The 19570-nt window shown below is 47.1% G+C and carries 18 protein-coding genes; 13 read left to right on the forward strand and 5 right to left on the reverse strand.

Going from position 1 to position 19570, the window contains the following annotated elements; genetic code table 11:
- Positions 1-328 precede the first annotated feature (328 nt).
- On the forward strand, positions 329-2113 hold the full coding sequence (locus MHH25_RS06300) for a proline--tRNA ligase (RefSeq protein ID WP_340020458.1): 1785 nt from the start codon (positions 329-331) through the stop codon (positions 2111-2113).
- A 601-nt stretch (positions 2114-2714) separates the two neighbouring features.
- Here MHH25_RS06300 and MHH25_RS06305 read toward each other — a convergent pair.
- The 3 genes from MHH25_RS06305 to MHH25_RS06315 form a co-directional block, all read right to left on the reverse strand.
- The gene (locus MHH25_RS06305) at positions 2715-4514 is read right to left on the reverse strand and encodes a 5'-nucleotidase C-terminal domain-containing protein (RefSeq protein WP_340019500.1); all 1800 of its coding nucleotides are present in this window, start codon (positions 4512-4514) and stop codon (positions 2715-2717) included.
- A 172-nt stretch (positions 4515-4686) separates the two neighbouring features.
- The gene (locus MHH25_RS06310; protein ID WP_017690190.1) at positions 4687-5103 is read right to left on the reverse strand and encodes an ImmA/IrrE family metallo-endopeptidase; all 417 of its coding nucleotides are present in this window, start codon (positions 5101-5103) and stop codon (positions 4687-4689) included.
- A gap of 42 nt (positions 5104-5145) precedes the next feature.
- Positions 5146-5589, reverse strand: coding sequence for a helix-turn-helix domain-containing protein (locus MHH25_RS06315; RefSeq protein ID WP_082219000.1), 444 nt, complete (start codon positions 5587-5589; stop codon positions 5146-5148).
- Positions 5590-6428: 839 nt separating this feature from the next.
- Between MHH25_RS06315 and MHH25_RS06320 the strand changes: the two genes are divergently transcribed.
- The 7 genes from MHH25_RS06320 to MHH25_RS06350 all read left to right on the forward strand — a co-directional run bounded on the left by MHH25_RS06320 (position 6429) and on the right by MHH25_RS06350 (position 12472).
- Positions 6429-6911: an ArpU family phage packaging/lysis transcriptional regulator gene (locus MHH25_RS06320; protein ID WP_017690187.1), complete on the forward strand. Its 483-nt coding sequence runs from the start codon at positions 6429-6431 to the stop codon at positions 6909-6911.
- Between the two features lie 99 nt (positions 6912-7010).
- Positions 7011-8678, forward strand: coding sequence for a GAF domain-containing sensor histidine kinase (locus tag MHH25_RS06325; RefSeq protein ID WP_340019501.1), 1668 nt, complete (start codon positions 7011-7013; stop codon positions 8676-8678).
- A gap of 18 nt (positions 8679-8696) precedes the next feature.
- Complete coding sequence (locus tag MHH25_RS06330; protein WP_340019502.1) at positions 8697-9431, forward strand: response regulator transcription factor; 735 nt, start codon at positions 8697-8699, stop codon at positions 9429-9431.
- A gap of 188 nt (positions 9432-9619) precedes the next feature.
- On the forward strand, positions 9620-10195 hold the full coding sequence (locus MHH25_RS06335) for an NAD(P)H-dependent oxidoreductase (protein WP_076319051.1): 576 nt from the start codon (positions 9620-9622) through the stop codon (positions 10193-10195).
- Between the two features lie 47 nt (positions 10196-10242).
- Positions 10243-10701, forward strand: a complete 459-nt coding sequence (locus MHH25_RS06340) for a VOC family protein (protein ID WP_076327336.1) — start codon at positions 10243-10245, stop codon at positions 10699-10701.
- On the forward strand, positions 10698-11333 hold the full coding sequence (locus MHH25_RS06345; protein ID WP_100530015.1) for a VOC family protein: 636 nt from the start codon (positions 10698-10700) through the stop codon (positions 11331-11333). The genes MHH25_RS06340 and MHH25_RS06345 overlap by 4 nt, the downstream gene beginning before the upstream one ends.
- 179 nt (positions 11334-11512) lie before the next feature.
- Complete coding sequence (locus MHH25_RS06350; protein WP_340019503.1) at positions 11513-12472, forward strand: hypothetical protein; 960 nt, start codon at positions 11513-11515, stop codon at positions 12470-12472.
- 100 nt (positions 12473-12572) lie between these two features.
- On the opposite strand, the gene MHH25_RS06355 is transcribed toward MHH25_RS06350, so the two are convergent.
- Positions 12573-13055, reverse strand: coding sequence for a hypothetical protein (locus MHH25_RS06355; RefSeq protein WP_340019504.1), 483 nt, complete (start codon positions 13053-13055; stop codon positions 12573-12575).
- A 343-nt stretch (positions 13056-13398) separates the two neighbouring features.
- Here MHH25_RS06355 and MHH25_RS06360 point away from each other — a divergent pair, with 343 nt between their 5' ends.
- On the forward strand, positions 13399-15249 hold the full coding sequence (locus tag MHH25_RS06360; protein WP_340019505.1) for a DUF4127 family protein: 1851 nt from the start codon (positions 13399-13401) through the stop codon (positions 15247-15249).
- A gap of 4 nt (positions 15250-15253) precedes the next feature.
- Here the strand turns inward: MHH25_RS06360 and MHH25_RS06365 are convergent, their stop codons facing one another.
- Entirely contained in the window at positions 15254-15598 is a 345-nt protein-coding gene (locus tag MHH25_RS06365; RefSeq protein ID WP_340019506.1) for a DUF3139 domain-containing protein, read from the reverse strand.
- 443 nt (positions 15599-16041) lie between these two features.
- Here MHH25_RS06365 and MHH25_RS06370 point away from each other — a divergent pair, with 443 nt between their 5' ends.
- From MHH25_RS06370 to MHH25_RS06385, 4 genes are all read left to right on the forward strand, one after another.
- Complete coding sequence (locus MHH25_RS06370; RefSeq protein ID WP_340019507.1) at positions 16042-16965, forward strand: hypothetical protein; 924 nt, start codon at positions 16042-16044, stop codon at positions 16963-16965.
- Positions 16966-17366: 401 nt separating this feature from the next.
- On the forward strand, positions 17367-17567 hold the full coding sequence (locus tag MHH25_RS06375; protein ID WP_340019508.1) for a hypothetical protein: 201 nt from the start codon (positions 17367-17369) through the stop codon (positions 17565-17567).
- Positions 17567-19030, forward strand: a complete 1464-nt coding sequence (locus MHH25_RS06380) for a phage tail sheath subtilisin-like domain-containing protein (protein WP_340019509.1) — start codon at positions 17567-17569, stop codon at positions 19028-19030. Before MHH25_RS06375 ends, MHH25_RS06380 begins: the two co-directional genes overlap by 1 nt.
- 49 nt (positions 19031-19079) lie before the next feature.
- Positions 19080-19487 carry a phage tail tube protein gene (locus tag MHH25_RS06385; RefSeq protein WP_340019510.1) on the forward strand — a complete coding sequence of 136 codons (408 nt, stop codon included), beginning with the start codon at positions 19080-19082 and terminating at the stop codon, positions 19485-19487.
- Positions 19488-19570 lie beyond the last annotated feature (83 nt).

The following is a 19570-nucleotide window of genomic DNA, read 5'->3' on the forward strand; positions in this document are numbered from 1 at the left end:
AATGATAACAGCGTTATAACGAGGACATGATTGTGCAATCCAGCTTCAACAGAGAGGGAACAGTGTGGTGCAAGGTTCCTGTAGCTGCTTCATAAATTCCTACCTCGCGAGCTGCGGAAGAGAATGCCCCTACAGGGTTGCAACCTCCGCCGGCAGGGCCCGTTATGCCCCGTAGGACTGCATGTTACAGATCGCAAAGGTTGCGAACGGATTAATTTGCAGTTAAATAAGGGTGGTACCACGACACATTCGTCCCTTGACGGATGTGTCTTTTTGCTGTTTATGCGCCGTATTTAATAACAAAAAGGAAGATTAGGAGTGTGTTATGATGCGTCAAAGTGAAATGCTTGTCCCAACATTACGTGAAGCGCCAGCGGAGGCAGATGCAGCGGGACATCGCTGGTTACTGCGTTCCGGTATGATTCGCCAACTGGCAGCAGGGATATACAGTTACTTGCCCCTCGGACGGCGTATATTGTTAAATGTTGAACGGATCGTTCGTGAAGAGATGGATCGTGCTGGATGTCAGGAAGTGTTGCTGCCGATTATGCAGCCAGCCGAACTGTGGGAAGAGTCCGGAAGGTACACACAGTATGGTCCTGAATTAATGCGTCTGAAGGATCGTCATGCACGGGAATTTGCTCTTGGACCAACACATGAGGAAGTCGTAACCGCTTTAGCGCGGGACGAGGTGAGTTCGTATCGTAAGCTGCCATTCACCCTGTACCAGATCGGAACCAAGTTCCGGGATGAACGCCGTCCTCGATTTGGATTGCTGCGTGGACGTGAGTTCATCATGAAGGATGCGTACTCTTTTGCTTCGGACTGGGAAGAGCTTGATCGGACTTATCAGGCTATGAACACGGCGTATAGTCGCATTCTGGAGCGTTGTGGTCTGGACTATATCCGTGTTGAGGCGGACGCAGGAACGATTGGCGGTCAAGGAGAAACACATGAGTTCATGGCTCTTGCTGATGTGGGTGAGGACACAATTGTAACCTGCAAACATTGTGGATATGCTGCAAATCTGGAGAAAGCGGATTATCAGACTTCTGGAGATATGGAGAAAAAAGAAGGAAGCTTGGAAGTTCCAGCTGACTCTGCGAGTGCAGACTCCGCGCTTCAAACGGTTGAACATTCAGGAGCGGAAAACCTAGTACGTATCTCGACACCTGGCGTTCGTACGATCGCAGAGTTAACCACTTTTGTGGGCAAAGGTGCTGAACATATGATCAAAACGCTGCTTTATGTGGCGGATGGTCAGCTCGTCGCTGCGCTTGTGCGTGGAGATCATGAACTGAATGACATCGCATTGAAGCAGGTGTTGGGGGCAGAGGAACTGATCCTTGCAGACGATGCAGCCATTGCGGCTCATCCAAATCTGAAGGTAGGATTCCTGGGTCCGATTGGACTAAATCTGCCGATGGTGGTGGACGCTGACGTGGCAGTGATGAAGAGTGCAATTACAGGAGCCAATGAAGTGGATGTGCATGTTTCCGGTGTACGCCCAGGGATTGATTTTGCATTGGAGCGAGTAGAACGAATCCGCTTTGCTGCGGAGGGGGATGCTTGTCCAACATGTGGATCACCACTTGTGTTTACCAAAGGTATTGAGGTTGGACACATATTCAAATTGGGAACGAAATATAGTGATGCCATGGGTGCTTCATTCCTGGATCGTAATGGTCGCCAGTGTGCGCCAGTCATGGGGTGTTACGGCATTGGCGTATCCCGCCTGATGGCCGCTATAGCTGAACAATATGCAGGAGATGACGGCATTCGTTGGCCGGTTGCTGTGGCGCCATATGATGTGCATCTGATTACAGTAAGTTGGAAGGATGAGCAGCAGCGTCAGCTTACCCTTGAACTGGAGCAACAATTGATCGATGGCGGTTACACGGTATTGGTTGATGACCGGGATGAACGTCCAGGTGTGAAATTCAAGGATGCGGAGCTGATCGGATTGCCTGTGCAGATCGTTATTGGCCGAGGAGCAGCCGAAGGACAGGTCGAACTGGGATCACACGCACTTGCAGCATCAGGTGAATCGAAACGAATCGGGTTGACTGCACAGGAAGCTGTGCTTTATGTGAAGGAACAGCTCACGTCCTAAACTCAGTGGATTCGTTAATTATATGAGTTCATATAATAGTACCGAATATGATGCGGTAGCTGATTTTGATTGCTGAAATTCCAATGAGAGCATGAAAAAGAGGGCTATAGGCATATAAATTGATAGGGTTTTATGAGTAATATCATACGAAATAACTATATTTGGATAGTTGTATTTAGTATACAAATGATTTTATGATTAAGGATTTGAAGATGATCATACGCAGGCGGATTTATGTGCAAGTATGCAATTTTGAGAAGATAGAGATGTCGAAATTAAATGTACAATAAACGCATGAACACGGTCATTCCGGAGAGTTCTTATATAGTTCGGTGTCGAAGGCACATGATAAAGTTGGTCCGTAAAGGCCAGGCTGGGATTTATTTTTGCCTCAGATGATTGTCAGGATCAGCAGGATATGTCCACAGGAAATGTTCAAGTATCTGATGTGGATTGATGTTTAAGAACGGAGATACAAAAGGGTGTCCCCTTAACCAGTAATCTGGCTTTGGGGACACCCTTTTGGTTATGACAAAATTGATTCGTTATGTTGTTGCGCCTTATAAGCGATCATGCCTATATGCACTTTGCTTTGCTGAGCTTAAGAAGCTGCAGGCAATTTTAATTGTTGACCTGGATAAATCCAGTGTGGATTTTTGATATGGTTCAGCTTTTGCAATGCCTGCCACGTTGTGCCGTATTGTTTGGAGATGGAGTACAGGGAATCTCCGGATTTCACAACATGAAGTTTAGCTGGAGCTGGTTTGCTTGGTGTTGGTTTAGATGGTTTTTCCGGTTTTGGTGTTTCTGGTTTTGGCTTGGTTGGAGCTGGTGTTTCTGTTGCCGGAGTTTCCGGCTCTACTGCAGGTTTTACCGCTTCACTGATCCGACCATCTGTTTTGATGTTTACAGCGCCAAGCTTTTGCATGTAGTTAATCAACGCTTCATCCAACGCGCCGTACATACCTGTTGTAGCATATTTGGCAAACATGGTGTATTCGTCACCACCAACAGCTGTGAAATCATTGGTTGCCAGTGTATATGTTGCTTCCGGATCAAGGGCTTTATCGCCCACGGTTACGGAATGTACACGGCTACCTTCAGCAGCGGAAGTGTCGATTTTGAACTTGATACCAGATACTTGCGGGAATCCACCGCTTGGTTCCGGATAGGAAGCTACACCGACTTCAAGGGCTGCCAGAATATCGGACCCTTTCACTTCAAGAGTTACCACTTGATTACCAAAAGGAAGCACTGTGATGATATCACCTTTGGTTACGATTCCTTTTTCGATGGAAGCACGGATACCACCACCGTTAGTCAGTGCAATATCGGCTTTGCTGACATCACGAATGGCATCTGCAAGCAGGTCACCCAGGTTAGTTTCACCTGCACGCACCTGTTCACGTTTACCATCCAGCAGAATAGCTGTATTGGCTACTTCTTCTTTCAAAATAGGTTCTTGTTCTTTTTGAATGGAGTTCACGAGAGTCGCGACTTTCTCATTTGGTTTGATGTCTTTTGCTTCAGTTTCATCAATTAATGTTGCTTGTTTCTTTGTTACTTTACCACCATCTACCCACAGATCGATGACACCTACGTAGTTAGTGTATTCTCCTGCACTTGCAATCAATGTTCCGTTATCGGATACAAGGCCATCTTGCAGTACAGTGTGGCTGTGACCATCGATGAATACATCGATGCCAGGAACTTCTTTAACAACTTTAAAGCTAGTATCCGTGCTGGATGCATCTTGTCCAAGGTGTCCCAATACCACAACAACATCTACTTTGCTGCGGATTTCGTTTACCAGAACTTTGGCTTCCGCAGATGGATCTGTAATATCAAGACCTTCTACGTTTTTTGGATTCGTTTTGTACAACGTTTCCGGTGTAGTCAAAGCGATGATACCAATTTTAACGCCATCCACCTCTTTAATGAGGTAAGGATCGAAGAGACGTGTTCCGTCTTTTTTCTTCACGTTGGCACTCAGCATGGGGAAGTTCATCATGTCCGCCAGTTCGATCAGGCGATCTGAACCATAGTTGAATTCGTGGTTACCCGGTACGATGGCTTGGTATCCCATTTCATTCATGACTTTCACGATGCTCTCACCATTCACAAGAGTGGCGAATGTTGTACCATGCACAGCATCTCCAGCATCGAGCAAGAGTGTGTTCGGGTTTTCGCTACGATATTTGTCAGCGATTCCAGCTACTTTGGCAAAACCCATAGCAGGTGAAGATTCAACTGCACGGGCATGCGTATCATTCGTATGTAGAATGGTAATGTGTTTACCTGTGCCCGGAGTGGTGTCCGTTGCAGCTGCGGCAATACCTACACTGCCAAACAGCAAACAGACCGTTAGCAGAAGTGAAACGTAATTCTTCCAGATTTTCATATGAATCCGAAACCTCCCAAAATAATAATCTACTTGAGCGTTTACACAGCTCAAATAGTATTTTAACAGACTATTATTAGGAAATCTCGCGAATTACGTAAAAATAAGTAACCTGAAAGTGACATGTAAATCTGCTGTTGGAAAATATAATCTTCGGAAAGAACGTATGTTCTTAAAGAGTGTAAAAAAAATGCTGCGCTTCACGCGGCAGTCCGGTACGCAAACAAAATTTCTCCAAAGATTCATCCGGTTCAGGCATCACTCCGGAGGTCAGCAATTGAATGGCAAAACGGTTAGCCTGTCTTTCCAGCTTGCCTGGAGCAAAATAGGAATGTTCCTCCAGAAAGAATCGATTAATCCCTTTATGAAGTCGGTCGTGTCCAAGCTCATGGGCGCACACGAACCGTTGCCACTCCGGCGGCAAATCATTGTGTATGACGATAAACCTGCGCCGGAGCTTACGAAAGTACAGTCCCTTGGTGGACTTCCCCAAATTGGTGAAACGAATCTGTATTCCAACCGCGCGGGCAATGCTGAACGGGCAGTTGGTCCGGTGTTTTCGAATCAGCTTTGTTACGATGTCATCCATATGATCTCACCTGCTGCCTTATTAAATTCAGTGGGTCATGCCTCATGGGCGATTGTCCGATTCGTCTGTCTTTTTGCGTTTGTTCATCTGTTTGGCTTCCCAGAACAGACCTGTCAGCACATCCTTGATTCGTTTTTTGTCCTCTTCATCGAGTGGAATGCCGTCAAACATCAGATCATCATCGTCCTCCAGCATCTTTTTAAAATCACGACGGTCTTTGTATGTAGCCCATTCCGGTACGTCCTGAAGTTCAGCAGCACTCCCTGGTTCAATATAACCAGCCTGCTTCATCATCTCTGTATAGGGCACCGAGAGTGCATCTGAAATCTTGCGGATGGTCGCTGGTTTGGGCACACCCCGGACCCCGTTCTCAATACGTGATATCTGTGAGTTGCTTATTCCGGCTGCTTCGGCGAGCTGATTGATGCTGTATCCTTGTTGCTCGCGCAGTTGTTTCATATAAGGACCAAAAGCGTGCTCCACAATTATGCCAACTCCTTCGATTCGTACAAGTACTTGAATTAATATTAAGAAGAAAGATGAATGCGACAACTCCTAAACCTCTGCGGGTGCGCCGTTCCGGATTCGGATCGTTCTTTTGATCGCTGTTATCCCCGGATTTCCTGTTTCCCTTTCCTAAAGGGTGAAATCCGTTGATAAAGGCGAACGCTTTGCTTCTTCAGAATCGATTCCGTCTCCTTCACTACGTATGCGCTTGATATGTACCTTATCGGCATTAAGGAGAAGGGGAGCTTCTTAATATTAAAAATCAAATGACTTGTACGGAAGTTCATTAATTAAACAGTACTATAACGTATATATACCATTAGGTAAAGAGATATGAAACAATTATGCCAAAAGGCATAGGAAATGAGAGCGAACGTTTTATTTTATCGTCAAAATGAACCAAAATGAAGGTTTACTCCGATCTCCAGAAAGTGGTATCCTCAAATAGAAATACGAACACTATACGAACAAAATGTAAAGTTGAGGCAGAGCGTGTGTTTTGTAATCACCTTCTGAAAAGTGGAATTCCCCGGATTATAGCGGTTTGGAGTGATTCCAAAAGGCAACAGGGGGAAATTGAAAAAAATGTCGTTACTTTTTTAGGAAACTGGACAACTCTATGAATAAGAGCGTTTTGTCATCGTTTACGATTGCAAAACAATTTCATGTGAACCATTGAATGAGTGATATGAGTTGAGAAATGAAAGTGTTAAAGATGAAGTGGTTGCATGTTTAACAAGGTTGTTCTGTCATCGGAGTGATCATGCGAAACTATTAGAAATTTATTTTATAAAGAATACTAAAGGAGGAAGATAAATATGGAATTGATGCTGCCTGAATTGGACCGACGCAAAACGCAAACAGCTGTTGAAGCTGCGCTGGAAAAATACCGTATCTATAAAACCATTGCATTTGAAGAACGAGAGGTTATGGTGACGGCAAGTTATGCCGAGCGTTTCCACGGTGCAACCAATGTGACGGGGGATTCCACGGCGAGAACGGCGATCTACAATGTGGACGTGCAGCGCGCGCGTCAAGCATACTGCGATACGATTGATTTTGTTGTGTCCCGGCTGAGTGAAAAGGAACGTGTACTCGTCTGTGAACGATATTTGAAAGACGATGATGTGTTTGACTATAAAGTGTATAACCATGTGTTTGATCCGCCTGTCAGCAAGGATACGTATACGAAGATTCGTACACGTGCTTTCTACAAAATGGCGCTGGCTCTGTCAGATCGAGGTCTGATTAATATGGAGCCTTTGTCTGTGTCCCGCAAAGAGCGACAGAAGCTGGGCTGAGTGAGCGATTGAAGAAGTTGATCCTTTAATATCCAAGGTGGATTGGTTACAATAGTTGAACAAACCACAGTTGGTACAGCCAAAGGAGAGAAGTCTGCGATGTCGGAAGAAGTCGGAATGCAGGAAATGGTCACGTTGAAGACAATCGCGGAAACACTCAATACGTCCAATGATCTGAACTTAATGCTGGATACCGTGGTCGGCAAATTACTGGAGTTGACCGGATTAACGGCAGGTTGGATGTTTCTGATTAATGAACGTGGAGACTATACCTGTGTTTCGGATTATAATCTGCCCCCGGCATTACTGCGTAAAGATAAGGAGCCCATGCGAACGGGTACCTGCTGGTGTGTGAACCGCTTTAAGGACGGTCAACTCAATCATGCGGTCAACATCATTAACTGTAAACGGCTGGAGGATGCGGTGGAATTCCAATGGGGAGATACCCATGATATTACCCACCATGCAACCGTCCCGTTAAGGTCAGGGGAGAAGATGCTCGGCCTGCTCAACGTGGCTGCGCCAGCCAAGGAACATTTCAGCGACAGTGAACTTGCACTGTTACAGGGCGTGGCGTACCAGATTGGGAGTGCGGTAGAACGGATGAGATTGTATCGAGCAGAGCAGCGACGAGCTGCTCTGTATGCCAAGCTGGGGGAGTTCAGCACGGCTTTGGGACTTGCAGTGAACGAATGCAGCAATTCTGATGCTTTTTGTTTAAAAGTTGTACAGCTGCTTGGGCAGCATTATGATTGGCCTTTTGCTACAATTATTCAGCAGAAAAGCGGAATGTTCGTTGTGCAGGCAGCCTATGCAAATGATACGGTTCGAACGTTATCAAGTACTCCGTTATCTTCAGAAGTGACGAGCCACATTAACCATATAATCAATAGTCATCGTGTAACATCTCTGTCTGGGACACAGATCGCTGAGATATTTACCCTGTGCAAGCCTGATCAGGTTATGAATTCCATTGCCTCGGGAATTGCTGCTCCCCTTCCATATCATACGCCAGGGGAAACGGGAATTCTGGTGATCGGAATAGGAACATCAGGTCCTGCACAGGCGGACCGTGAAGTGCTGGAGGCATTGGCCGAACATATTGCGGCCTCATGGGAGAGTCTGAAGCTGGCGGAGAATCGCCGCGAACTTGCACGAATGGAAGAGAGAAATCGGTTGGCTCGCGATCTGCATGATTCGGTTAATCAGATTTTATTTTCACTATCGTTAACGGCTAAAGGCGCGGAAAGTATGTTATCCGGCTCCGAGCAGTTGCACCCGGCAACGGAAGCGATGAAGGATATTCGGGCTTTGTCTCAGGAGGCTCTCAAGGAAATGCGCGCATTGATTATGCAGCTCCGTCCCGCGGGACTGGAAGCAGGGCTGCTCCATGCACTACAGGAATACGGCACAAGCCAGGGGCTTCAAGTGGTGACGAATCGGACGGGAATGCGGTCTTTACCACGTAATATAGAAGAAGCATTGTGGCGAATCGGACAGGAAGCGCTGAATAATGTACGGAAACACGCGGATGTTCCTTCTGCTGAGGTCACCCTCAAGTTAAGTAATCATGAAGTGGTGCTCACTGTCACAGATCAGGGAAAAGGTGGTGCGAACAGGCCAAAAGCGTCGTCTGGAAGCTCCCTTGGCCTGTCCATTATGAAGGAACGGGCTCAATCACTCGGAGGCAACTTAGAAATAGTGAGTTCTTCCCGTAAGGGAACGACAGTAACGGCAGTCATTCCACTTCCGTTCGAATCTGTATAAAGTCAGGGGGAAGAAGAGATGCCGATTACGATTTTGCTCGCAGATGATCATGCGATGGTGAGACGGGGGCTGCACGTTTTTTTGACGACACAGCAAGACATGAAGGTTGTGGGCGAAGCATCGAACGGACAGGAAGCACTGGCTCAGGCGGAAGCGTTAAAACCTGACGTGGTATTAATGGATCTGCATATGCCGGTCATGGACGGAATCGAAACAGCCAGAAGGCTGCGCACGTTATTGCCAGCAACGCGAATCATTGTGCTCACCTCGTTTTCGGATCAGGATCATGTCGTTCCTGCTGTTCGCGCAGGAGTTAAAGGATATCTACTCAAGGATATTGAACCGGAGGATCTGGCTGTAGCCATTCGCAATGTGCATGCAGGTCAGGTGGAATTGCATCCTGACGCAGCAGGTCAATTGATGCATGTGATGGCTTCATCCGATTGGTCTATAAATGAACAGCAACCACAGCATATACCGACAGATCAGTCAGCAGACAGTCAACATCAGAAGCCAAAGCAGAAGGGGAAATCAACTGAAGCGTCTCTTGGCGGACTGGATATGCTGACTCGCCGTGAACAAGAAGTCTTGGGGCTGATTGCTCAAGGATTGAGCAACAAGGAAATTGCAGTTCAATTGGTCATCACCGAAAAAACGGTCAAAACCCATGTCAGTCATCTGCTCGACAAACTGGGACTAGCAGATCGGACGCAAGCGGCTCTTCATGCCGTAAGAAATGGCTGGGTCGTGTGACCAATTCCGACATATGTTCATACTTAAGTCGTATAAACTCAACCTAAAGGTTGAGTTTTTTGGTATTTCAAGTTAAGTCTATCTGCTGACGATTTGGATGCAAAAGAAAGGTAAGATAAGAGTAGAAATAACAGATCGGTTGAAACATGAGAGTTTGAATTATTAAAAAACCAAGGAGAGTGACATGAATGAATATTGTTATTTTGGCAGGAAGCAATCGGAACAATGCAACCAGTACACGTCTGGGAGAGTATGCTGTGGAGATTATTCGCGGTCAGGGACATCAGGCCAGCCTGTTTGATCTGTATCAGACACCACTTCCATTCTACGCACCAGATGAAAAACAAGCGGATCATGAACATCTGGCAGACCTGAATACACGTATGCTCGCGGCCGATGCGATCATCCTGTCTACACCAGAGTATCACGGCAGTATTAGCGGTGTGCTCAAAAATGCACTGGATCACCTGAGTCAGGCTCATTTCAGCGGCAAGACCGTCCTGTCCATCAGCTCCTCTGGCGGAGCGGTGGGGGTAAGTTCGCTTTTACAACTGCAAGCGATTGTTCGCAATCTGCATGGCATCAATGCCCAGGAGTGGATATCCATTGGTGGTGCGCAGCGCAGACGATTCGAAGCGACATTTGACGGATATGAAGAGTACGAAGGCAGTCAGGATATAGAGGACCGGGTGCAGCGGGTTATTGGATCGTTTTTAAATCTGGCACAGACGTTAACGAATGCGCGGAATTCAACCATGAGTTGAGAACCAAGGAAGATGAAAAATCGGAAAAGGAAAAGAGGTTGAACATTATGATTACTGGCATATTTGAAACACATCTAAACGTGACGGATCTGGAGAGATCCCATCATTTCTATGAAACGGTCCTTGGTTTACCTCATGCCTACGGGCAGAAAGAACGTGGGAACTCCTTCTACTGGATTGGTGGAAAAGGCAAAGCCATGCTGGGATTGTGGCAAAAGGAATCTTCCGAGGTGAAACGTCAGCACTTTGCTTTTCATGTATCTCTGGAGGATATGAAACACGCGGTGGCTCACTTGGAGAACAAAGGGATCAAGACACAGAACTTCCTGAATGATGATATCGGTGAACTGTACGTCTTCGGCTGGATGCCTGCGGTATCTGTATATTTTAAGGATCCAGATGGTCATTTGCTTGAATTCATCGCCATGCTCCCGGATGAAGCGAAGCCTGAACTCGGCATGGTGCCGTGGAGTCAGTGGGAGGAGATGCAGGAGAAGACCGTATGATGATTGAAGAATTACAGTTATATACAACACGGATGGAGGACCTCAAGCATTTTTATCGTGATACGTTGGGAATGGAGGTGTCCAATGCGACGGATCAGGCCTTCAACCTGCAGGTTGGAAGGACAAAGATGATTTTCAAACCGTGTGAAACAGATCGTGAGCCCTTTTATCATGTGGCCTGGTCGATTCCGACGAATCGGTTCAAGGAAGCGAAGCAGTGGGCTGCATCACGTGTTGTTTTAAGCAGAGAAGGAGATCGGGATGAGACGTACTCTACTAACTGGGACTCTCATTCTCTCTATTTCGAAGATCCAGCAGGCAATATTATTGAGCTGATTGCTCATCATCGTATTCAGAACGAGAGTGACCATGACTTCTCGACTCAAGATATATTACAGGTGTGTGAAGTTGGCCTGGTGACGGAGGATGTTCTGTCTACGGTGAATGAGCTTCAGCAGATTGGACTCACGCGCTGGGGTGAGGTTAGTGATACCTTTGCTCCTGTAGGAGATGTACATGGTTTATTTATTGTGGTGAAGAAGGATCGGACGTGGTTTTTCTCCAAGCAAAAAGCACAGATCTATCCGCTGGAAGTATCCATCCGTGGGGTGGGCAAGCTTCGAATTGGCTAAACTTTGCATTCCGGGGCAAAACGGGCATATGTGGAGCATTTCCATCATGTTATAGAAGTAAACGCTTTATTTATTAATTAGGATATATAAGTTGAACTAAATTTACACGATAACGGAGAGGACAGATCTTAGTTCAACTTATATAGTTTTTCTGATGGGTTTACATATGATGAAGGGTGGTGGCAAGCTTGGATCGACGTTTGTTGGAAGATGGACTAGCGATTATCGTTTCCAGTCGGGAACGTACAGGAGATCTGTGGCACGCCCATTATGGGGCGGGTGCGATTGCGGCATATTTTTGGTTGCGGGAAAATCGTCTCACTGCCCTTGCCGCCGGCAGTGTTACCGCCGAAGCAAAAGCCATGCTTCGCCAGCATGGAATCAGCCCTGGCCAGACCTCTCCGATTGGTGAAATGATGCCCAGGGAAGATGCCGAGGCGTGTATTACGGACGCATTGGATCGAACGATTGGAGAGCTACATTGGGTTGGACACCAGGCCATCTACGGGGCAATCAGTCTGAAAGCCATTCGTGAACTGGATGGATGGGGCACTGCGGAGGATATTGGTCGGCTGGTTGAACTGATCGATTCATTCGATCGAACTATCCCGGGAAGATCCTGGATGAACACAACGATGAAAGAAATCCGCAGTCTCAAAGCAGAAAAGAGCGATGGTTTCCCCGAGATTGAAGATCCAACGCAGTTGTCACGTCTGATTTTGGATGAGCTTGGTGCTTTCCAGACTATCTATCACGCGGAAGCGCATCATGATCTAATCGGTCATATGCTCACCTACGGACATGCGCTTAACATATTATATGAACTGGGTTATCCTGCATTATTCCACAAAGGCATTCCGCCTTTCCTTACCATGGTGAAGGCACTACGCTTAAGCCGAGATGTGGATATTGAACAGGAGATGCCGACATTGCAATCACCCGTAGACCTGCTGCCACTAGAACGGGCGGAACGATCAGTGGCGCTCCCTCATGAACTGGAATATTGGCTCACCGACAGACGTTCCCGTGACTGGAACGGAGGTCATGTATTCAAATTCCCGTTCAGTTTCTATCATCATGCGAAGAACGGGGAGCCCGTACCGGAAACGTGGGAGAACTTTCGTTATATCATCGCGTGAGATAAAACATACATTTCAGAAGGGGTGTCCGACATGACGGACACCCCTTCTAGGCATTATTCTGGTCTACCGAATTGTAGGGTAGGCATCCTGTACCTTTTTAACGGGGCCAAATTTCAAGGATAAAAAGGATCAGCATGACTCTGGACACCAGCATGTATGGTGATTTTCGTATGGGCTGACGCGCTGCCCATATTCCCCAGGAACTCATAAGTGCAATACTCCCCCAGAACATCCATAAGGAGATGCCTTCGGGTGTAAATAGAAAGGACAGCTTGGGCAGTCCCCTGTTGCCAGTCCCAAGAAGAACAGTGGTCATATAGACGAGGATAAGGAAAAACAACTCGAAGAGCAGGGTTTGCAGCCAGAAATAATAGATGTTGAACACTCGTAGCATGATGACTGTGATCAGGATAAACAGGATACCAACGGATAAGAATGTTGCCGCGGTCCATCCAATGAGAGATGTTGTTACAACATCTGTTTCCTGATATAAGATGTACATCGCCAACGCATACATAGCGGGACCCGCCATATAACTGGTGACAGCAATCCAAAGATAGAAGAAATATCTCTTTTTCATGGTCATATCCATCCTTTATTGTTCGTAGGATTTGAAAGCTACTTATGTCATATAAACATCATCAGAATGGGTTTGGTTGGACTATCAATAGGAGTTTTCTCCAAGAAATCGGCATTTAACCGCCATAGAGACAACTACATTCATGCGTATTTCATCCCGATTACCATCAGCGCGAGTGGGAAAAGGCGGTAAAATGGTATTATCGGATCAGCAGCAAGGAAGACAACCGACAGCTCATACGCTAAAGTACAGCCGGCCATGGGGCCGGTTTTTTAATTCGGTGATTGCATCCTTGCCCTGATCGGGTATTAAAGACTAAACAGATAACAGGAGGCTACGTGATATGAAAACAGTATTGTATGTTCCACTGGATGATCGTCCAGCGAATCTGGATGATGTGATTGTGCAAGGGAAAGCAGCCGGTATCCATATCGTTACACCGAACCTGAGTGATATTAAGAATCGTCTGGACTCGGAGAAAACCGTAGATGGCACAACGCTGCTCGGCACCTCCACGCCGGTTTATGGTAAACCGTCCAAGATTCACGACTTTATTCTGAAACATGCTGCCAAAGTCGACGGATTCATTATTTCATCCGATATGCTCGCTTATGGCGGCCTGATTGGTAGTCGTCAGCTCCGTGAAGATGGAGGAGGCGCCTATCCAGAATACGATGATGAGACGACGCGTTTGCTGGATGTGATCCGCGTGATCAAGCAGAAATACCCACGCAAACCCGTATTTATAATGGATACCATCATGCGTTTGGCTACAACCTCGTTTGCAGATGGCTTGGCGCTTGATGCGTATAATGAGTCCCGTGCATTGATGCAGCAGCCACGTCAGACATACACTGAGTTTGAGGATATTATCGAAGGTTATAACCTGTCCCCGGATGGAGTGGAATATGGGACAACGACCTATTTTGATAAAGAACAGTATTACAATACAAGACAGCATAAATTTAAAACAAATCTGTACATTCTGGATCAACTGGCTCGCACAGGTTATATCGATTTCCTCGCAGTTGGAGTCGACGATGCTAACACGCAGGGTGTTCAGATCAATGAAATCAAATATGTAGAAGCGCGGATCAATGAATGGCTGGGTGGAACCAATGGGCAAAATCCGGATCGAGCTATCGTCTTGCCGGATGCGGATGGTCTGGGGCACGCTTTGGTTGCTCGCATGGCTAACCAGTTGTTCCGAGGCGGGGCGAGGACACGTTACGCAGTGAAATATTTTGGTCCTCACGGCAATACCATCATTAACACGTATGAATACATGGATGTACACGAGAATGTGGTTCGTCATGTGGATATTGTAGGTGGTGTGCTTGTAGCGGATTCGGCATATCCTGAACCGGAGGTGGTGACGGATGTGGGTGCTGGCTTGGAAAATGAACAGCTAGTGGCTGTAGCAGCCGATCAAGTTGTCCCGTTTGACATGACCTCCGAACTGGATCGTATGACGAAGGGTCACCCAGGTAATTCCGGGGAGAACACGGGCATCGACATTGAGATTATCGCCATTACGGCTCTGGATCAGGTGCAGGCTGCGTTGGAGCAATTGACGCTGAATAGTGAGCAAGGTCTGCCTTCGGTGTTGATTGATTTTGTGGGTAAAGGACCAGCCAATGTTGATGTTGCTGAAGCATTGCTCAACAGTCCATATACCGGACGGGTTCTGGGTTATAGTGCATGGAATACGCCAGGTAACAAGATCGGTATTGCTGTAGGTATGGGGCAGTCCAGGTACGCGTTGATCACAACAGAGAAGCATGAGCATAAGTTGCGTGATGCGATGAACGCGCATGGCTCGTTGTTGTTTAAGCGTTTCCTGAAGGATTACTACTACAAAGCGGTAGCGATTGCGGACATCCGCACGTATTCCCGAGCCCATGCGCTGTATACCAACGTGGCTACCCTTTCGGATCAAAATATGTTGCTGTTCAACTCGGAGGAAGACTATGCCCATTTGCAAACATTGCTCCGTGATTTGATGCAGACTTATACCACGGCGCTTGCGAATAAAACAGCCTTCCAGACAGGCAATGTGGCGATTAAGCAGATCTGTAATGACGAATTGTCCTATGCGACGTATGGCAGTGCGCTGCTGGAATATGGGAATCCTGATTTCATCTGGGGCCGTGCATTTGAGATTACGTTGAACCCGCAGGTTACGCTGAACTAAACTGTTATCTCACCATGGGTTCCTCATGTTTAGGGTAATCACTGGTATGACTGTACCGCTTAATCTCTCCGTTGTTAAAAATGATATATTGGTACTTCGCTTCGAGTTCATCCGCGAATGTTACTGAGGCACCGTAAGGTGCTTCAGAGCTTTTTGAAGAGTAGGTACCTTGTACTTCAATAAGCTGTTCTGGTGAATAACCTTTCTGTTCAATAAGGTAAGTGGTTATCTGTTGTTCAGCATCATTTTTCTTGAGCGGATTACCAAACAGTCCGAAGTAGGCCCAGCAGGATATCCCGAGTATAAATGCTAAGACAGCCAGTGAAGTAATTTTGAATTTTTTACTCATAGTTATTTCTCCTTCTTTTACGTAAGCCACAATGAATTAGATAATGAAATATTAATATATTTGGATAAATTTATCAATTATTTGATCTTAAAGCTTACTTAGTTATTCTTTAAAATGATGATTCCAGAATCGTCTTTTTTCCACCCGAACGACTCCCTTAATCGCACCGAAGTCAGACGGAACACCATCCGCGCTAGGGATGAAAGGGTGTAAGATTGTATTATCGGATCAATAACAAGGGACGCACCGAAAGCACATACGCTAATGTACAGACCGGCCAGGTGGCCGGTCTTTTTGATGCGGTGAATGTAGTCCCGGTATTGGTTCGGTTGGAATACAGACTCTGAGTTAAAAGGGGGAGTCTACTGCTGCTGCTGCTGCTGCATTGTCGCTGCACGGTGTGGGCAGATCTCAAACTTGCAGCCAAAGGGGGCGAAATGAATGTGTCTATGAGAAATAAAATTAGCACTGCCATGAGCACCAGTAAAATGAGTACGCTCATTAAAAAAACGCTGAAACAGAAGCTTGCGGTACTTGTTCCAGATTGGAATGGTCGTGTGCTGGATGTACCTGCGTCAGGCGAAATGTTGGCCGGGCCTTGTGCAGTGGTTGCGTTTGCCGAAGAGGTGCCGAAGTCTGCTTGGGCGGGATATCGACGGATTATCAAAATCTCACCATGCGCTCGTCCGGAAGATGGTGGCGCTGAACAAGTGGAAGCTTGGTCAGCTGATCTAATTGAAGGGTTGCACCAGGTAAGGCTGGTGGATGAAGCAGGTGGGGCATTCACATGTATCTATCTGGGTTCTTCAGATAGTGATCGGGTGGATGCTGGGTCTGGTATGGTTACGCGCAGTCTGCGGTTCGGAGTGTATGCTCCCGAAGACTCGGGAGCCGTCCTCGCCGAAAGAGGCGACGCGTGGTTAGCTGCGCTTCAAGATTGGACACAGCAAGAGCTTGGTTCGGGCTGGTCGGTATATGGTGATGTCTGGCCCGGTGGATATGAGATGCCGTCTGTGTTATGGCGATTGGCCGGATGCAGCACTTCTGTGGCGGGGACTTCAGCATTGGAGGTTCGACAACAGTGGATTGGGCATGTGCTCACCGATCATTCGGTGTTAACACGGCAGACCGTTACTCGGTTGGCCCGGCAACTTGCAGTGCAATCTCGTCTTGCTGTCACTGAAGCGGGTGGCGAAGAGCACGAAGGTAACACACGGTATGTGACAGTGGATGAAGTCACGGCAGATTTACAGGCAGATGCCTATCTGAACGGACAGATTCGCCTGACGTTGCAACAGCGGATTCGTCGTCCGGGTACAAATGTACCTTTGATTCGTGAGATTCACCATAGCAAAGGTATGGAGTAAACGTTAGTCGAGAGGAACCTTCTATTAGAGGTTGTTCAAAAAGCCCGCTTTTGATTACAAAGGATGCCTAACGGCATCATCAGCATCGAATATGGAATTCAGCCGAATAAGCATAAGCTTACGAAGTATGTTTCCTTTGGAAACATTGTAGTTGCTCACGTAGTTTTCCCTACGCTCTGCTACTCCATTTCTAACTTCATCCCATCTTCTCGGTACTGAAAACCGATCTTTTTGAACATGTACTTTTAAGAGTAGTTTCAGATTATAGCTTTGAGATGATGGATGTAGCTTCAACATTATAGCTTCAAATTCATAGGTTCATAGGATCAAAAATTCATAGATCAAGCTTAAAGATCATCGTTTCACGAAATTAGTAGTCCAACAAATGAGGTGAGATGGCAATGGCAAGCTCAGTGAAAAAAAGCAAACAGACAGCCCCGCGGTATACACGGGCAGAATTGATGAATCATGCAGAAGCCCTCTTTGCCGTTAAGGCAGAGGTGCTGTACGGTGCGCTGTACGAAGCGGCGCAAGAGTCGTTTTCCATTGAAGAAACGCAGGAACGAATTAACCAATTTATGAAAGCGAAGGTGAAGGGATAATGGCAGGTGGAACTTGGGAGCAAACGAATCGTCCGGTCCTTCCGGGCTTATATATGAATTTTCAGGCGGCGGCATCCTCGGCCATTCAAGCGGGTACGCGGGGGACGGTCGTGGTGCCAATCAAGGCCAACTGGGGTCCAGTGGGGACTTTTGTTGAAGTAGGGAGCGAAGCGGCGATTGAACGTATTTATGCGGCGAATGTGCTGGACAACGGTACGGCTTATACGTCCTTGAAGCTCGCCCTGTTGGGTGGACCGAAGAAGTTGCTCGCTTATCGGGTGGCAAGTGCTGCGGCCAAAACAGCCACGCTTACTTTGAAGGACAGCAGTGATGCCAATGTACTGCAACTGGATGCGAAGTATCCGGGGGATCGTGCGAATGGATTCTACGTCACCATCCAGCCGGGTGTAATTGATAATACGAAACATGAAGTGCGCCTTTTTGAAGGTAACCGGATGTTGTATGCGCTCCTGACAGCGGATATTACAGCAGCTTCTCTGGCAAAAGAGATCAACGCGGATGAACAAAATGTCTGGTTAACGGCTCAGGCGATTGGCGATGATGCAGGTGTAGTTGCAACAATTGCGGGTGCGGCATTCAAAGGCGGCGTAAGTGGCAACGATGACCTGACCAATGCAGAGTACATTGCTGTACAGGGCGCGCTGGAAGGGGAGCAATTCGACGTCTTGGCTTTGGATCAGGCGGCTGATGCACCTCTGCTTGCGAGTTTTGCGGCATGGGTGAAACGTGTGCGTAGTGAAGGTAAACCGGTGGTGGCTGTATTTGGCGGTTCCTCAGCGGATGACACTTCTGCTACAGCAGCACAAAAAGCGGCAGCACGTTCGCTTGGGCTCAACCATGAAGGTGTGATTAATGTCGGTACAGGCGTACGCCTTGGAGATGCATTCTACAGCTCGGCGGAAACATCCGCCTATGTTGCAGGTCTGATCGCCGGACAACGTCTGAACCAATCCACAACCTATGCAGCTACTCCGTTCGATGATGTGACACGTCGCTGGACGCGTGCAGAACAGGAGCAGGCGGTACAGAATGGCGTATTTATTTTCTTCCATGATGGACGTCAGGTGAAAGCACTTCGTGGTGTAAACACACTGGTAACTCCGGCCGCTGGACAGAATAATGCATGGAAAAAAATCCGTTCCATTCGTGTGTTAGACGCGATCAACACGGATTTGCAGCGTTCCGCGGAAGATACGTATATCGGTAAAGTGAACAATACCGAAGAGGGTCGTCAAGCACTGATTAGTGCCATGAAGGCCTATTTGGCGCTGCTCGCACAGAGCAATGTGATTGAAGCGGACAGTTATGATGTCATTCTCGATCCGGCATATTACGGCGCGGCACCAGTTCTCAAACCGGAAGCGGATCAGGTATTCCTGCAATGGAATGTGAAGCTGACGGATGTGATGGAGCAGTTGTTTGGCACATTTTACGTGCAATAAGGTTGTGTGAAAGGAAAACGCGATTTTTTAATTTTAAGGAGGAAAATATATGTTGGATGCGTCAAGAGTAATTCTCGGTACCCATGGTCAGTTGCATATCGATGGTGTGTGGCAGACAAACATTAACAAGTTGGAAGCGAGTGTGGAGATTGAAAAGCGTGAGCTGAATCTGGTCGGTAACGACTGGAAAGTGCACAAAAACGGCGCAAAAAAAGGAACAGGCACGATGACGGGCTACAAAGTCACTTCGGATATGATCCAGCGCGGCTTCACCAAATTCGAGATCATTTCCAAAGTGGATGACCCGGAATCATATGGACATGAGAGTGTATTGCTGAGAGGTTGCATGGTGGACAAAATTCAGCTTGCCAACTGGACAGCGGGTGAGGAAGTACCGGAGGAAACGGGCTTTACATTTGAAGGATTTGAATTGCTGAATCCGATTGTGGCGAACTAAGCTTTGGAATAGGGATGTGATTGAGCTAGTGTGCTCAAGCGTGATTGCATAGTTACTTCATATCATATGGACACCAATGCGGG

It is taken from the genome of Paenibacillus sp. FSL H3-0457, assembly GCF_037981725.1.
In the GTDB taxonomy this organism is placed as follows: Bacteria; Bacillota; Bacilli; order Paenibacillales; family Paenibacillaceae; genus Paenibacillus; species Paenibacillus amylolyticus.

Bases quoted from the DNA above. Each gene is read 5' to 3' on its own strand.
- MHH25_RS06300 (WP_340020458.1), top strand. From the start codon at position 329: ATGCGTCAAAGTGAAATGCTTGTCCCAACATTACGTGAAGCGCCAGCG.
- MHH25_RS06305 (WP_340019500.1), bottom strand. From the start codon at position 4,514: ATGAAAATCTGGAAGAATTACGTTTCACTTCTGCTAACGGTCTGTTTG.
- MHH25_RS06310 (WP_017690190.1), bottom strand. From the start codon at position 5,103: ATGGATGACATCGTAACAAAGCTGATTCGAAAACACCGGACCAACTGC.
- MHH25_RS06320 (WP_017690187.1), top strand. From the start codon at position 6,429: ATGGAATTGATGCTGCCTGAATTGGACCGACGCAAAACGCAAACAGCT.
- MHH25_RS06325 (WP_340019501.1), top strand. From the start codon at position 7,011: ATGTCGGAAGAAGTCGGAATGCAGGAAATGGTCACGTTGAAGACAATC.
- MHH25_RS06330 (WP_340019502.1), top strand. From the start codon at position 8,697: ATGCCGATTACGATTTTGCTCGCAGATGATCATGCGATGGTGAGACGG.
- MHH25_RS06335 (WP_076319051.1), top strand. From the start codon at position 9,620: ATGAATATTGTTATTTTGGCAGGAAGCAATCGGAACAATGCAACCAGT.
- MHH25_RS06340 (WP_076327336.1), top strand. From the start codon at position 10,243: ATGATTACTGGCATATTTGAAACACATCTAAACGTGACGGATCTGGAG.
- MHH25_RS06345 (WP_100530015.1), top strand. From the start codon at position 10,698: ATGATGATTGAAGAATTACAGTTATATACAACACGGATGGAGGACCTC.
- MHH25_RS06355 (WP_340019504.1), bottom strand. From the start codon at position 13,055: ATGAAAAAGAGATATTTCTTCTATCTTTGGATTGCTGTCACCAGTTAT.
- MHH25_RS06360 (WP_340019505.1), top strand. From the start codon at position 13,399: ATGAAAACAGTATTGTATGTTCCACTGGATGATCGTCCAGCGAATCTG.
- MHH25_RS06365 (WP_340019506.1), bottom strand. From the start codon at position 15,598: ATGAGTAAAAAATTCAAAATTACTTCACTGGCTGTCTTAGCATTTATA.
- MHH25_RS06375 (WP_340019508.1), top strand. From the start codon at position 17,367: ATGGCAAGCTCAGTGAAAAAAAGCAAACAGACAGCCCCGCGGTATACA.
- MHH25_RS06380 (WP_340019509.1), top strand. From the start codon at position 17,567: ATGGCAGGTGGAACTTGGGAGCAAACGAATCGTCCGGTCCTTCCGGGC.
- MHH25_RS06385 (WP_340019510.1), top strand. From the start codon at position 19,080: ATGTTGGATGCGTCAAGAGTAATTCTCGGTACCCATGGTCAGTTGCAT.